We start from the raw sequence: 14,784 nt of genomic DNA on the forward strand, positions 1-14,784 counted from the left end.
CAGCTCTTGGCTCCCCTCCCCCAGGGGAGCTCTCGTAGCAAACTCATATCCCCCGACACGCAAACCTCTTTCCATTATGGAAAGTGATACTATTTTCCATGACGGAAAGAGGTTTGATATTCCCCGCAGGCCTCATCCCGCACCAAGGAGGCCATCATGGCGAACATGCAGAAAGCACAACAGTCGCAACAGTTGCATTCCGACAGCCATACCGGCAATCAGCAGCAAACGGTTGATGCACTCAGCGCCCTGCAAGCGCTCGATACCGATCGCGCGAAAATCGCATCCGGCTATGCGGCCCGCCGCACATCCAACATCGTTTGGGTTGCCATCGTATTCGGTCTGCTCACATTTACGTATTGGCTCATCCCTCAGGCATGGCTCAACCGATTCAACCTGCCGTGGAATCCCATATGGATTGTGGCTGCTCTGCTGGTGATGAGCCTACTGCTTCTCATTGCGGCCATCATGCTCAATAGCCGCCGCCAGGGCATCGCCCCTCAATGGCAGGCGCCAAAACCTGCGATGCGGAGCCGCCGCTATAAGATTGCGATTGCCGTGCATTTCTTCGTCAATTTCATTCCACCGATTTTGGCGCTTGCCGTAGGATTCGCCACCACTGCATGGTGGTCAGCCGTGGCAGTCGCATTGGTTGGCGCGGTTATCAATGGTGCTATGGAAGCGTGGGAACTTGACGAAATCGTCCGCGCATTGCAACAGCGCACCACCCCTGAGTCATCTGCCCTCGGCTCTTCAGCGGAGGTACATCATGACATCGGATAATCCACAGCCGGTATTCAACGAAGTCATTCATGCTCCGATTCGATTGCGCATCTGCGGCCTGCTTGACACCTATGGCACGATGCGGTTCGATGTACTCCGCGATACGCTCGAAATCAGCGACGCCACATGCTCCAAACATCTCAAAACACTGGCCGAGCACGATTACATTCAGCTCGATAAGAAGACCGGAGATGGCGGCAAAGCGTACAAGGTTACTTGGGTAAAGCTCACCCGCGAAGGCAAGCAAGCGTTCCAATCCCATGTAGCCGCCTTACGTCAAATCGTCGCCGGACAGTAGGCTCCGCCTTCTCTCAGCGCAAGCCATACCCAAAATCACCATTACACGCATGGCTTGGCGCAAGCTTACCCAAAATCACCAAAGCGCCACCCAGCACACCAATCCGAGGCATCTATGCAAGCCATCTTTTACAAAGATTTCCAGCAGCTCCGTCATAACACCGCGATGCTGGCCATCGCCATCATCGCCATCGCCATGCCAATGCTGTGCATAGCCACGATTCCTTTGCTCGGTATACGAAGCGATGCAGCAAACGCCCTGTACCAATTCGCCATCATCACATTGGGCATGTGCTTGGCACCTATGCTTTCCATCGATGCTATTCGCAGCGATCTCGCCAATGGCACTATCCTCACCATACGAGCCTGCGGCCGACCGCTGCGTCAATACGTCATCGCGCAACTGGTGTGGGCTCTCATCCCCATCACCATTGCGAGCGCACTACTCACCGCATTTGCCTATGTCATCGCTCCGACGCTGCGTTCAACAATCCTTACTCCGCAAGCAATGGCGGGCGCATTCACGCCCACGCTCATCGCATTCGCACTCTATCTCTGGTCCATTTGTATCAAAGGAAAGGCTTTACTCATGACCAGTTCCACTCTCGCACCGAGTAACAACGCTACCGATGTCAATCATCTACCAGCCATCCGCGTCACGGATATGACGTTCGGCTATAAGCGCGGCAAACCCGTGCTGGAACACATCAATCTCGATGTTCCAGCCGGCCAGTCGCTGGGCATTCTGGGATACAACGGCGTGGGCAAAACCACCCTGTTCGGCATTATCACCGGTCTGTTGCGCCCGCAACATGGTTCCGCTGCAATCAACGGCAACATATTCCATTCGATGCGCGAAGTGTTTCAGTTGAGCGATTCCGGAAACCTCTCCCCTACGATGACCATCCGCGAAAATCTCAAGTTCCGTTCGATGCTCTATGCCACACACGAGAACCCGCATCCCCTTGACATGCAGCATCTCGATGCGCTGCCTATGGTGCAGGCGTTCGAACTGGGCGAGCATCTCGACAAGAAAGTCAAGGATCTTTCCAGCGGCCTGAAAAAACGTGCAGGCATCGTGGCGGGCATGTTGTTCGACCCGAAGCTCATTCTGTTGGACGAGCCGACCAATGCGGTGGACCCGATCACCCGCCAACTGCTTATCGGCTTGATGAAGCAGCTCAAAGCGAATGGTCGCACGATATTGACCATTACGCATGATTTGGAGTACTGCTGGGAAGTTACCGACCGTGTCATCATCCTCGACAACAAGCATCTCGTCAAAGATTGCACCATCACTGATTTCCCAAGCATAGAAGCATTCAAACAAGCTGCCACGCTCGGGCATGAACGCAGCAACGTGAACTTCGGCATCAGCAAACAGTAGTCATCAAAGGAGGCTCTTATGCACGCAATGCTTTGGAAAGATTGGACTCTGTTACGCAAGAACCCGTTATATCTGGCACTCGGCATCGGCCTTTGGCTGTTCATTCCGGTGATGATTGCCGTGCTCTCCGCCAGTGACCCCAAAAATCCTGCCACTATAGACGGATTATCCGCGGCACAGACGCTCGCGCCGTGGTATGGGCTTTTGGGCAGTGAATTGGCAATATGCACGCTGATGGCCAATCCCAATGAGATGGATATGTCGGCCGCAGTGGAAAGCGACGGCACTGTGGAAACATGGCGCGCATCCGGCCACTCGATGCTGCAGTATTGCATCGCCAAAAGCCTGTTGCCGATGCTCATCGCCGAAATCATGTCGATGAGTATCCTTGGCTATCTGGCTTGGGGAGGATTGGCCCATTGGAGCAGCGCCGCGATTCCCGAAACCGTGTGCATTGTGCTTACGCCAGCGGTGATTGCATTCGCCGGCGAGCAGATGCTACTTGCCTCGCATGCGGCCTCAGTCGGCTCGTTCTCGGTGGTGTCGCTGGTGTCTTCTGTGCCGATGCTGGCGTTTATCGTTGTGATGCTAATGATGTCCGCGACTTGGGCGTTGATTGTGCTGATTACATTCGGCATCCTTGCCGTTGCGTTCAGCATTATTTCCGCGCATCGACGTTATCCTATGACGTTGCGCCCCATTCTGTAATCACACTTCTCTGACCAGCCACATTCCGGCCTAGACTAGGCGAAAGGCTCTGGACGATATTAGCATCTAGAACCTCTGCCATACCTCGACCTACACTGCATACCCCGGTCTACACTGGGCGACGTAGGAGGTGCCTCATGAAATTACTGGTCGCCGCATCGAATGAGCCGCTCGCCCGCGCCATTCGCGGCACGTTGCTGGGCGCGCAGCATGAGGTTGACCAGACCGGCACCCGGGAAGCGACATTGCGTGCGATCATCGCGGCACAGCAAGGGCAGGTTGTAGCGGAGGCTGAAGTTGGAGCCAAAGCACCGGCCGACAATCAGACTAAGACTGTGCAAACTGGCGCTCCGGCCCAAACCTCCACCTCAGCGCAGTCCCAATCCGCGAACGATACTGATGTCACCCCTATAGTCCCCTATGATGCCATCGTGCTCGATGAGGATCTGGTCGAACCGCCGCACAATGATTTCGTTGCGGAACTGCGCAACGCCGACCCCTCATTGAAGATTCTGTTGCTTGCCACTACCCCGCTGAGCCGCGCGACCGGCGAAGGCAATCGTTGGCGAGCGCTGCCGCATGAATACGCGCCAATAGAATCGAATCAATCAACCGAGCCGACTGCATCATCTGAATCCAATGGGTCCAGCGAATCCGACGATTCAAAGGAATCCGGCACACCAGTAAACACCAACCAGCCGGATGCCGTGCTGCGCAAACCGTTCTCCGACACCGAACTGCTTTCATATATCAGCGCGCTTGCAGCCGACTCCCCTGCCATGATCATTCGCGGCAATCTCACGTTGGACACCACCCATCGCCGGGCCTACTATGCGTCCACGCATAGTCCAATCACACTCTCCCGCTTGGAATACAGCCTGCTGGAGGCGTTGGTCAAAGCCGACGGTAAGTTCGTGAACACCAAGGAACTTGTAGGCCTTGTGGGCGGACCGTATTTTGAGCAACAGGGCTTGCTGCGCAACGCTTTGTACACGTTGGACAAGAAACTCACGCGCGCGGGCCTCATCATGACCCAGCGTGGTTCCAATTATCGCATTCGGTAGCGCTCGCAAACGCCTACTGTCATTGAATACAAATAGTGTGCTTACGAACAAGTTGTTTATGATTAACTTGTTCGTAAGCACACTATTTCACGATAGGAGCAAACTACTGCCTCACAGCTCGGGCACGACCTCGATCTTGAGGCCCTGCATGCTGAGCGCGTATTCCATGGCTTCGTTGATTTGGTCGAGCGGGAATACGTTGGTCACCAGGTCCATGACGGGCAGGCCACGGTCCTTGGCTTCCTTGAGGAATTCCTGCGCTTCCAGCCAGTCGCCAGCCTGATAGGTCCAGGAGCCGGTGAGCTTTATTTCCTTCTGGCATATATCCAGATGCGGGTTGTAGGTGGCGTCACCGGTATTGGTGAAGAAGCCTACCTCGCAGTAGGAGCCGCCACGGCGAATGTACTTGAACAGGGCTGCTGCGGCCGCGGGTGAGCCGGTGCATTGGAAGCCCATTTCCGCGCCGAGCCCTTCGGTCGCTTCGCGCACGGCGTCGGCCGCGGCATCCACGGAATCATAATCGGAGAAGTTCACGGTGGCGGTGGCACCGAGCTTCTTGGCCATCTCAAGTCGGGCTTCCTTGGCGTCCACGGCCACGATGTTGCGGATGCCGTAGGTCTTGAGCAGTGCGACCAGCAACAGGCCGATCGGACCGCAGCCTTGGACCAGCACATGGGAGCCGTGCTTAAAATCATAGATCTTCTTGGCTTCCTCCACAGCGTGCACAATCACGGCGGCCGGCTCGATCAGGATGCGCAGATCACGGTCGGGCATGTCGTTCACATTGAAGATCACCGCGCCCGGATTGCACTTCATATAGTCGGAATACCAGCCGTTGAAGAAGTGGCCTTCGCCGGGCATCAGGCCGTGGATTTCGCCGTTTTCACACAGATGGATCATGTCGGCGCGACGCTTACAGATGGCACAGTGGCCGCATGGGCGCAGACCGGTAACGATCTTGTCGCCCACCTTGAGCGGTTTGCCGGAATAATCCGTGGTGACATTCTTGCCGATTTTCACGACTTCGCCGGTGGCTTCGTGACCGAGCACGATGGGCGCGAATCCGAACGGGTCGGCACGGTATTCGGATTGGTCGGTGCCGCAGATGCCGCAGCCTTCAACGCGGACGAGCACTTCGTCATCGTTGATTTGCGGCAGTGGGAGCGTGCGCACGTCGATGTGCTTGGGCTCCGTCAATACAGCAACGCGGCCTTCTGCGGGGATGGTTAGTTCGGACATTGTCATAACTCCTTTGTGATGAGGGAATGCCTTCACTTGGTTACATTAGTCCGATTGCCCCGTAGAACGCTACAGCAACACTTGCGCAACAAGCTTCTCGCTTTCTCGGTTCCCTTCCATATGCGCCTACTAAGATGCGGCACACTATCGATTCAGTACCGAGACAGCATATACGGGAAGATAATCCACTTGCCCAACGGTTTTCACGTTTGATTCTGCGAGCACTATGCCTCGTTTCATACCGTAGCTCTCGGTGGCGAGCGCCTTATTCAAAGCGCTGTGCCGCGTGTAGGTCTTGCCTGATTTCACCTCAATCGGCATCACTGTGCCTCTCGGATGTTCGACAACGAAATCAAGCTCTCCGATCATGTTGTTCTTGAAATAATACAAATCGAAACCGTGCGCTTTCAGTTCCTGTGCCACCACGTTTTCATACAACGACCCGTAGTTGATATCGGTGCGATCATTGATAAGGTCACGGACTACGTCCATGCCACACATGCAGGTCAACAGACCTATGTCGCTGAGAAACAGCTTGAATAGGTTCGAACGTTCCGCCAGCATCAACGGGTAGCGCGGTTCGTCTACGTTGTATACCGGTAACGCAACTCCTGCATCTACCAGCCAAAGGAACTCCTCCTGATAGCGCACATATCGAGCCCCCGATCCCACGCTCGTTACCTTGAATCGTTTGTTTTGCTGATTGAGTTCACTAGGAATCAAATCATAGATTCTGCGAACAATCCGAGATTGTCTGATGCTTTCCGTGTATTGCGAGATATCTTCCCGATAGCGGGAGATGATGTTCTGTTGATATACGCGCAACGATTGCACGTTATGTTCATTTACGAAATTCGCGACGGCTGCCGGCATACCACCGACGATGAGATATTCATGAAATAGTCTGGTCAGTCGCCGATGCACAGCATCATTGATTTCGCGCTTCTCTTCAATCGCCTCATGCACTTCCGTGAAAACGTTGGCTGGCACACCATTCGCCCAACAATATTCCTCGAAATCCAACGGATACATGGTAATCGAATCAAGATATCCCACCGGCACGGATCGAACACTCTTCAGTTCCACCCCAAGCAACGAACCAGACAGCACGAAGTCATAGTCATCGAACTGGTCCACCAAGAATTTAATCTTGGTCGCCACTTCCTTGCACTGCTGTATTTCATCGAGAAAAACTAGCGTCTCACCTTTGACGAGCTCATCATCCGCATACGCCGAAATGGCGAGAAACAGATCTTTCGCGTTACGCGCAGCATTGACAGCGTCTCTCGCATCCTCATTGTCGATGAAGTTAAGCTCGACAACATGCCGATAATTGGCTTTGCCGAATTCTCGGACAAGATACGTTTTACCGACTTGTCGCGCACCGTCCACCAGCATGGCCTGCTTAGTATGATGTTCTTTCCAGAACAACAATTGCGTCATGGCTTTTCTTCTTAACATGATACCCGCCTCAACTTGAGTATGCACATTACAGAGTAGTTCTGATACTAATTAAAGAACATTATAGAATGTATCTATGCTTATGAATTGCATATTACAGACATAATCAACATCATGAATTGCACATTATAGAAATAATTGATGCACCCTAATCAATCACTCACATTCCGGCATATGTCGCAACGGCGACTACAGATGAGCGTAAGAACGCAAAAAGACTGATATCACGCTCGCACCAACATGTCTGACTACATTCCTTCCGGAATGCACTTATCACGCCAGTAGTATTCCTGATCATGCTCGTTGATTTCGCGTAACACGCGGCATGGGGTGCCGATTGCCACCGAGTTGGCGGGAATGTCTTTGGTGACCAGACTGCACGCACCGATAACCGAATTGTCTCCGATGGTGACACCCGGCAGCACGGTGACGTTCGCTCCAATCCACACGTTGCGACCGATATGGATTGGCTCCGAGAACTGCGCGAGTCGCTCACGCAGGTCAGGGCGAATCGGGTGGCCGGTGGTGACGAGCGTGACGTTCGGACCAATCATCGTATGGTCGCCGACGAAGATCTCGCCATCGTCCACGAGCGTCAGATTGAAGTTCACATACACGAAACTGCCCAAATGGGTCGAGCAACCCCAATTGGCGTGAAACGGCGGCTCGATCCAAGTCTTCTTCCCCATTTCGGCAAAATACTTGTGCAGCAACTGGTTTCTCTCCGACGAGGTAGCCGGCAGATCATTGGTTTTACGCAGCATGTCTCGCTGCTCCTGCTGGGCAGCGTCCATCAGTTCGCTGTTCCACAGATACACCTCGCGCGAATGCAACACATCCAAGACTTCCTGCGGCACGCTCATACGATTGCCCTCCTGCTTCATTGCGGTCTGTATCAATCTCAGCCAAGCTGGATCAGTCCATCATCCCAGACCAACCTCGCTTCAATTCCTATTCATGTTAGCTGAATGGCAGCGCAAACTCATGCATACAGAATCATGTCAAGCAAAGAACAGTCAAGCAGCCAAGGGACATGACAGGAGACTATATCTCATCTCTTTTCACTCCGCCTTCATATGAGCGACTTGCCTTTCCTCCTGTAGTATCTCGTCAGCCCCAAGCATTCTGACACCCGCCAGGCATCCAACGAATCCAGAAGTTGACTCCACACTGAGGTAACCAGTATCGAAAACATGTGCCGTCGTGTAACGGGCAGGTAGTACATATTGGGGACGAAGATTCTGCTTAAGCTGCGCTGCGTCAGTGTCGGCAATGACTATTTCTGTTGTCGCCCCTCGAAACACTATCGCCATATTCTCCACATTGCACTTTTCCACTGCCACGATTGATTCATGAATACATGAGTCAATCATCATATGAACTATTACATCGCAGCCGCCTGCAGGCCTAGATGACACATCAAAACTGATGTAATTCGATCGACTCAAATGAATAACTGTCTCGAAAGAATCAGACAACCACATCCACATAGGTAAATCAGTGATTCTGCGAAACGTTCCATTGCTACGGTCACCGGCAATGCTGATTGGCGGCATCTGCGGCTGACCAATCTGCGGATATAAGCATTCCGCGGTATCCATCAATGAAACCCGACTTGATTCATCCTGAATACGCAGCGCTAACGGCAACCTGCCAATGCCCGGAGAGGCAACGGGCCAACCTGGATCTTTTGTGCCGGAAAAACAACGGTCCATAATATCTGTTTCCTCAGGAATCTGCTGTTGCCATTGCAGTGTGGTGACGAATGTTTCTCTTCCCAGATAAGTTCGAGGATTACGACCATCGGCATCGGCATACCGCCGCACGCCCAAGCAGAATAGCAACCATCCGTAGCGAGGATGGCACGCAATATCCGCATGGCCTACGCATTGAACCGGGAAGCTGAGTCCCATATTTCTATGGGTAAGAAGCGGATTATTCGGGCTGGGACGGAACAGTCGAGATTCATAACAATTCTGGCAAAGCCGAGATACACGCGATGATTGCAACGCCTCATCTAAGCTCCGCGGCGCATATGCTCGCGCAACCATCTCTGAATGATGGAGATAAGTGCCTCCTTCAGCTGTAAACAGATAAATATAATCACCATAACGGTATAGGTGTGGTCCTTCCGGCCAGAAGGCCTCAGTTGACGCACCATGCCAAATGACCGTCCGCTCTCCCTGCAATTCCCATGAATCCGAAGAGATCCTCTGCGTCCATATTGCAGTCTGTCCACTCCACTTAGGGCGTTCGGCTGGTGTTGTCTGTGTCCAATACATCACACCATCTGAATCGATATAAATATCCGGGTCAATGCCAACCGCACCTTCTATCCAGAACGGTCCATTCCAGGGACCAGATAGAGAATCAGCAGTAATGATGAAGTTTCCTCCAGATCGCTTATATGCGAGTATTGCCTGCGGCGAATGCCCCTGCCGCAAAGCAAGATCACAATCCACGTTCTTCACCGTACAAGCGATGATGTACCTGCCATCCTTTTTCCGCATTGTAGGCGCAAACAACCCGCCAGAGTCTCGCGCACAATCCAGAAAAAGCTTATTCCCCATATCAGCATCGACAGCAAAACCGGCATGAGTCCATGTCAATAAATCTGGAGATTCGGTTATTGGCAATCCGGGCACCTGTTCGAAACTTGAGTTAACCACAACGATAGATTCACGATCCTGGTCCCATAAGCATGTTGGATCAGGCATCATGCCCCGGAGTACGGGATTAGCCACTACTTTCGATTCAACCGTTACATTAGACGCACTCTGGGCTTGCATGGTCGAACCTCCTTAACTGTTTCCTGCATGTATCAACCACGTTGGTGATCTGCTGAAATGTATGCTATCATTTTTTCGTGACGTTACGAAATTCGCAACGTCACGATTATCAAAGCGCAGACGATGTTGTGGCGCAAAACAGTGCAAGGAGTCACTAACGATGAACAGACCTCAATCCGCCTTCCACAGGATCACTACAGCAGCATTGACATCAGTACTGATGCTTAGCGTCGGAGCATGTGGGAACTCCACGTCCGCAGGCAACGCTAGCAGTGGCATGGATATAAAGCTTTCCGACATAGAGCACGCCCTGACAAGCGACAATGACGTGAATCTGACCATGTGGGCATCTTCATACGAGTATCTCAAGCAATCAGTACAGGCATTCGAGGAAAAATATCCGCATATCCATATTGATTTCGTCAACCCCGGTTCCCAATCCGACATGATGATCAAATTCCAAAACGCAGTGACCGCGAAAAAGGGAATTCCAGATATACTGCAATTTGGCTATGACAGCTACCCACAATTCGCGGTAAGCGGCTCCCTGTTGAATTTCAAATCCGAAGAAATCGAGAAAGCTTGGGCGTCAAAATACTCACCGTCAACTTGGCAAGCGGTCCACGTAGGCCAAGGCCTGTACGGTTTACCGCAAGATCAAGCGCCAATTGCCATGTATTCCAGAAAAGATATCCTTCAGGAGCACGGCCTTGAGATTCCAAAGACTTGGGACGAGTTTTATGAAACCGGTAAGAAGCTGCATGAGGCAGATCCATCCAAATACATGGGATTCATTGACGTAACCGATTCAAAGGCGTGGAGCACGTTTTACCGCCAAGCATCAGCACCCCTATGGAAGGTAGAAAACACCTCAGAAATAAGCCTCTCGACCGATAGCGCACAAGCAAGGAAAGTTACTGCTTTTCTCCAGAAATGCCTTGACGATGGCGTATTGAAAGGCGTTTCAAACGCAACCGATGAGTTCATGCGCGATATCAATGCCGGAAAGTATGTGACCTGGATTGACGAGAACTGGAGAGGCGGATTGATTGAAAAATCATACCCCTCTCTTGCCGGAAAGTACACGGTCACACTTCCCCCAGCCTGGGGAGACGATCCACAATCCGTGAAAACGGCAAGCGGTGGTTCCATGCTTGCATTGTCAGCTGCCATTCCACAAGAAAAAGCGGCAGCGGCACTGGCTTTCATGGACTGGCTCAACACTTCCGAGGAATCCATTGAAGCATTTCAGAACTCAAATGGCTTCTTCTTCATGGCTTCGTCGAAATTCCAACAAGAGGCAGCAAAGAAGAAGACCATTGATGAATTCTTCGGTCAAGATGCAAATTCTGTTTACTTCGAATCCGCTAATAAAGTGAATGCCGATTGGTCATACTTGCCTTTCCTTAGTCAATTGAATACATATTTCACTGATGTCATTGCCCCCGCATTGTCTGACGATGGCGATCTTGAGGATGCAATCAATGCATTCCAGCCAAAAGTAGAGGATTTTGCTCAAAAACAAGGATTTACTGTTAATAAATAATAATTCATTATGGTTGTTGCTGCAAATATTTATTGCAGCAACAACCGGATTTCTTAGAAAATACTTGTAAGGTAAAAGATGTTTAAAGTACATTCTCTACACCATGACAATAGAAAACAGTATTCAAAAGACAAGAAACAAAATATAGGAATAATTTACTGTCTACCATATATCGTGGTTTTCATGTTAGGAATGATCATTCCTATGATCTACTCCATATACTTAGGTTTCTTCCAAACAAGAATGATTGGCGGAAGCACATTCGTAGGGCTTGATAATTATATTCAAGCGTTCTCAGACCATCAGCTATGGGATGGATTCCGCAGAGTTCTCGCCTATTTTGTCATACAGGTTCCGGTTTGTCTCATGCTTGCTTTACTGGCAGCTTTAATGTTGGACTCAGGGAGAATCAAGCACCTCGCTGTACCAAGAATCCTCCTGTTCTTACCTTATGCCGTACCCAGTGTTATCGCCGCGTTGATGTGGGGTTATATCTGCGGTCAACAATATGGTCTAGTTGGTCAGATGTTAAACATTTTCAGCATCCCCTCTCCGGATTTATTGTCTGGTCAAATAGTTTTATTTGTAATTGCAAATATTGCTACATGGACTTTTATGGGATATAATATGCTGATTTATTACTCAGCCTTACGAGTAATCCCTATAGAATTATATGAGTCCGCCAGAGTCGATGGAGCCTCAGAATTACGAATTGCATGGTCAATAAAAATTCCTCAAATAAAAGGGGCCATCGTAATGACTGTTGTCTTCTCGGTAATCGGAGCATTGCAACTATTCAATGAGCCAAATACATTAAAAGCCATCTCACCGGAAACTATTACCAGTTACTATACACCGAATATGTATACATATAATCTCGCTTTCGCCGGTCAAAATATCAACTATGCTGCTGCCGCTTCTATCGTTATAGGAGTAATTACCATGATCCTTGTTGCCATAGTGAAAATTGCCGGCGATAAATGGGAACAAAAGTAATCATATTTACCACCTAAAAAGGAAAATACTATGCGCAATAGTAAACACGCTTCTCTACTTGAGCTGACCATTGGTCAAAAAATCATGTCTATAATTTTGCACCTTGTCATGCTGATGATGGTTCTGTACTGCATTGTTCCACTGGTATGGCTAGTTATGTCTACCACAAAAACAAACGAAGGACTATACTCGTCCCCTGGTTTATGGTTCGCCGACGATAACGTATTCTTGCAAAATATCGTCAATACATTTAGTTTTCAGAACGGTATTTACGGACGATGGCTGTGGAATACGCTTATGTACGCGGTGGTTGCTGGCTTGGGGTCAACACTATTCGCAACTTTCGCCGGGTATGCCATCGCTACGATGGATTTTATTGGAAGAAAGTGGCTGCTGGCAACAACACTCGCTTTCATGTCCATTCCCAGTAGTGTGATTACGGTGCCATTGTATCTATTGTATTCGCAAATAGGCCTCGTGGGCACTCCGCTCGCTGTTATCATCCCGCAATTATCGAATGCCTTTGGTCTATATTTGATGATTATCTATGCGCAAACTTCAATTCCGATTCCTCTCATCGAAGCCGCGCGTCTCGACGGAGCGAATTCGTGGACCATTTTCTGGCGTATCGCTTTCCCTCTTCTTTCCCCAGGATTCGTAACGGTGCTCTTGTTCTCCTTAGTAGGTGTTTGGAATAATTATTTCCTACCCCTGATCATGCTTTCGGATACCAAAGATTACCCGTTGACAGTAGGACTTAACGTATGGTTGAAAATGACTTCAGATTCTGCGCAGCTCTCCGTTCCCAATAACCTGATTTTGACGGGATCCTTTATAGCAGTTATTCCTCTTATTATTGCTTTCGTTTTTTTGCAGAAGTTCTGGCAGTCCGGTCTTTCTGCAGGATCCGTCAAAATGTAACAGTAAGACCGATTTCTCTAGGAATATATCATGCCTCCTTTTATCTCAATAGACAGCAATAACAATGCGACTCTCATGGTTCAAGGTAAACCATTTCTTGTCCTCGGCGGCGAAGTTCATAATTCCAGCGCTTCCAGCTTGGAATACATGGCTGAAAAGGTATGGCCTAACGTGGCTAAGCTCAATATAAACACTCTCCTGGTCCCCGTCTATTGGGAACTGATCGAACCTAGTGAGGGACACTTCGATTTCTCGATTCTCGATGGTTTACTTCATCAAGCTCGAGAGCACGACACGCATTTGATTCTGCTGTGGTTCGGTTTATGGAAGAACGCCGAATCATCGTACGTTCCCCAATGGGTAAAACAGGACACAAAGCGATTCTGGAGAGTTATTACCTCAGCCGGAACCCCGTCCAACTGTATTTCACCATTCTGTGCAGAGGCCATAGCCGCGGACGCCAATGCTTTCTCGCGACTCATGCACCACATCAGGACCATGGACAGCGATGATTCCACAGTATTAATGATGCAGGTGGAAAATGAAGTCGGAGTGCTAGGAACGGATCGTGATCGATCAGATACAGCCAATCAACTGTTCATGTCTCAGATTCCCGAAGCGCTGCACGCCATTGCCGATGCCGGCACCAATTGGGATCAGGCATTTGGCGAACGCTCTGCAGAGGCATTCATGGCACATGCTTTCGCCTCAGCAGTAGAACAGATCACGCATGCAGGCCAACAGCAGTATCCGCTCCCCTGCTATACGAACGCTTGGCTTCGCCAATACCCTTGGTATCCGGGATCATATCCAGTCGGCGGACCGGTAGAATCAGTTCATGATATTTGGTTCGCCACAGCCCCATCTTTAACGGCGTTGGCTCCCGACATTTATCTTCCAAATGCGCCTTCCGTTATGAAGCGGTTTCAGTCTGCCGGCAGACCGCTCCTTATCCCGGAAGCACGGCAAGACGTCTCCACAGTATCATCCGCACTCTATGCGTACGGCATAGGTTCATTACTGTATTCCCCATTTGGCATCGAAGATCTCGAAGAGCACGGGGACTGTCAACCAGCATCTTCCGAGCTTCTGGAATCATTAAACATCGATCGCGAAGCTTTCAACACGACAAATACCAGTTACTGCCTTTCCCAACTTAACGACTTACTTTCCGAGAGTTTTCCGGCAATAAGGCAATACAGGGACCACCATCGAATCACTGCATTTATTCAACGCGACATTGACGATCGAGGTCATCTGATACATATTTCAGGAATGGATGTTCTGTTGCGATTCCAACGGATCCAGCAATCACCACTCTCTTCGGGGCTTATTCTTGATGATGGCGATGGCGAGCTTTACTGCTTAGCGATGAATTGCTCCATATCTGTAGGTGATTGCTCCATGGGTTGCATGAACAACATGATCGAGCATATCGAGGAAGGAAAATTCGTTTCAGGTCAGTGGGTAAAGCGTCGCGTGCTGAATGGCGACGAAGGTGCCGTAGCGGTATTCGACGATGTTCCCAGCTGGCGTCGGATTCATGTATCGGAAAATCGAAAAAAGGACTGAGTCCAGTCAGAACAGCGATCT

General features: G+C 50.4%; 13 protein-coding genes. 9 read left to right on the plus strand and 4 right to left on the minus strand.

What is annotated here, in order from left to right; all coding sequences use genetic code 11:
- Positions 1-156: 156 nt before the first annotated feature.
- From G1C97_RS05015 to G1C97_RS05035, 5 genes are all read left to right on the plus strand, one after another.
- Entirely contained in the window at positions 157-783 is a 627-nt protein-coding gene (locus G1C97_RS05015) for a hypothetical protein (RefSeq protein ID WP_169240809.1), read from the plus strand.
- Complete coding sequence (locus tag G1C97_RS05020; RefSeq protein ID WP_169240810.1) at positions 770-1,081, plus strand: transcriptional regulator; 312 nt, start codon at positions 770-772, stop codon at positions 1,079-1,081. The genes G1C97_RS05015 and G1C97_RS05020 overlap by 14 nt, the downstream gene beginning before the upstream one ends.
- A gap of 114 nt (positions 1,082-1,195) precedes the next feature.
- Positions 1,196-2,467 (plus strand): ABC transporter ATP-binding protein, encoded by a 1,272-nt coding sequence (locus G1C97_RS12225; RefSeq protein ID WP_240951013.1) that lies wholly within the window; start codon positions 1,196-1,198, stop codon positions 2,465-2,467.
- A gap of 18 nt (positions 2,468-2,485) precedes the next feature.
- A complete protein-coding gene (locus G1C97_RS05030; protein WP_169240811.1) occupies positions 2,486-3,175 on the plus strand; it encodes a hypothetical protein in 690 nt (229 codons plus the stop codon).
- A 137-nt stretch (positions 3,176-3,312) separates the two neighbouring features.
- Positions 3,313-4,239, plus strand: a complete 927-nt coding sequence (locus G1C97_RS05035; protein WP_169240812.1) for a response regulator transcription factor — start codon at positions 3,313-3,315, stop codon at positions 4,237-4,239.
- 111 nt (positions 4,240-4,350) lie between these two features.
- Here the strand turns inward: G1C97_RS05035 and G1C97_RS05040 are convergent, their stop codons facing one another.
- The 4 genes from G1C97_RS05040 to G1C97_RS05055 all read right to left on the minus strand — a co-directional run bounded on the left by G1C97_RS05040 (position 4,351) and on the right by G1C97_RS05055 (position 9,728).
- Positions 4,351-5,478, minus strand: coding sequence for a zinc-dependent alcohol dehydrogenase (locus tag G1C97_RS05040; RefSeq protein WP_169240813.1), 1,128 nt, complete (start codon positions 5,476-5,478; stop codon positions 4,351-4,353).
- Positions 5,479-5,622: 144 nt separating this feature from the next.
- Positions 5,623-6,921 carry an ATP-binding protein gene (locus G1C97_RS05045; protein WP_169240814.1) on the minus strand — a complete coding sequence of 433 codons (1,299 nt, stop codon included), beginning with the start codon at positions 6,919-6,921 and terminating at the stop codon, positions 5,623-5,625.
- 266 nt (positions 6,922-7,187) lie between these two features.
- Positions 7,188-7,802, minus strand: coding sequence for a sugar O-acetyltransferase (locus tag G1C97_RS05050; protein ID WP_169240815.1), 615 nt, complete (start codon positions 7,800-7,802; stop codon positions 7,188-7,190).
- A gap of 198 nt (positions 7,803-8,000) precedes the next feature.
- Entirely contained in the window at positions 8,001-9,728 is a 1,728-nt protein-coding gene (locus G1C97_RS05055) for a family 43 glycosylhydrolase (protein ID WP_169240816.1), read from the minus strand.
- Between the two features lie 160 nt (positions 9,729-9,888).
- On the opposite strand from G1C97_RS05055, the gene G1C97_RS05060 reads away from it, so the two are divergent.
- The 4 genes from G1C97_RS05060 (at position 9,889) to G1C97_RS05075 (ending at position 14,763) form a co-directional block, all read left to right on the plus strand.
- Positions 9,889-11,274: an ABC transporter substrate-binding protein gene (locus tag G1C97_RS05060; protein ID WP_169240817.1), complete on the plus strand. Its 1,386-nt coding sequence runs from the start codon at positions 9,889-9,891 to the stop codon at positions 11,272-11,274.
- A 78-nt stretch (positions 11,275-11,352) separates the two neighbouring features.
- On the plus strand, positions 11,353-12,270 hold the full coding sequence (locus G1C97_RS05065) for a carbohydrate ABC transporter permease (RefSeq protein ID WP_169240818.1): 918 nt from the start codon (positions 11,353-11,355) through the stop codon (positions 12,268-12,270).
- A gap of 30 nt (positions 12,271-12,300) precedes the next feature.
- Complete coding sequence (locus G1C97_RS05070; RefSeq protein WP_169240819.1) at positions 12,301-13,191, plus strand: carbohydrate ABC transporter permease; 891 nt, start codon at positions 12,301-12,303, stop codon at positions 13,189-13,191.
- A 30-nt stretch (positions 13,192-13,221) separates the two neighbouring features.
- Entirely contained in the window at positions 13,222-14,763 is a 1,542-nt protein-coding gene (locus G1C97_RS05075; protein ID WP_169240820.1) for a DUF5597 domain-containing protein, read from the plus strand.
- Positions 14,764-14,784 lie beyond the last annotated feature (21 nt).

The sequence above is a fragment of the Bifidobacterium olomucense genome (assembly GCF_012932375.1).
In the GTDB taxonomy this organism is placed as follows: Bacteria; Actinomycetota; Actinomycetes; order Actinomycetales; family Bifidobacteriaceae; genus Bifidobacterium; species Bifidobacterium olomucense.

Bases quoted from the DNA above. Each gene is read 5' to 3' on its own strand.
- G1C97_RS12225 (WP_240951013.1), top strand. From the start codon at position 1,196: ATGCAAGCCATCTTTTACAAAGATTTCCAGCAGCTCCGTCATAACACC.
- G1C97_RS05045 (WP_169240814.1), bottom strand. From the start codon at position 6,921: ATGACGCAATTGTTGTTCTGGAAAGAACATCATACTAAGCAGGCCATG.
- G1C97_RS05030 (WP_169240811.1), top strand. From the start codon at position 2,486: ATGCACGCAATGCTTTGGAAAGATTGGACTCTGTTACGCAAGAACCCG.
- G1C97_RS05020 (WP_169240810.1), top strand. From the start codon at position 770: ATGACATCGGATAATCCACAGCCGGTATTCAACGAAGTCATTCATGCT.
- G1C97_RS05040 (WP_169240813.1), bottom strand. From the start codon at position 5,478: ATGTCCGAACTAACCATCCCCGCAGAAGGCCGCGTTGCTGTATTGACG.
- G1C97_RS05035 (WP_169240812.1), top strand. From the start codon at position 3,313: ATGAAATTACTGGTCGCCGCATCGAATGAGCCGCTCGCCCGCGCCATT.
- G1C97_RS05065 (WP_169240818.1), top strand. From the start codon at position 11,353: ATGTTTAAAGTACATTCTCTACACCATGACAATAGAAAACAGTATTCA.
- G1C97_RS05015 (WP_169240809.1), top strand. From the start codon at position 157: ATGGCGAACATGCAGAAAGCACAACAGTCGCAACAGTTGCATTCCGAC.
- G1C97_RS05050 (WP_169240815.1), bottom strand. From the start codon at position 7,802: ATGAGCGTGCCGCAGGAAGTCTTGGATGTGTTGCATTCGCGCGAGGTG.
- G1C97_RS05060 (WP_169240817.1), top strand. From the start codon at position 9,889: ATGAACAGACCTCAATCCGCCTTCCACAGGATCACTACAGCAGCATTG.
- G1C97_RS05075 (WP_169240820.1), top strand. From the start codon at position 13,222: ATGCCTCCTTTTATCTCAATAGACAGCAATAACAATGCGACTCTCATG.
- G1C97_RS05055 (WP_169240816.1), bottom strand. From the start codon at position 9,728: ATGCAAGCCCAGAGTGCGTCTAATGTAACGGTTGAATCGAAAGTAGTG.
- G1C97_RS05070 (WP_169240819.1), top strand. From the start codon at position 12,301: ATGCGCAATAGTAAACACGCTTCTCTACTTGAGCTGACCATTGGTCAA.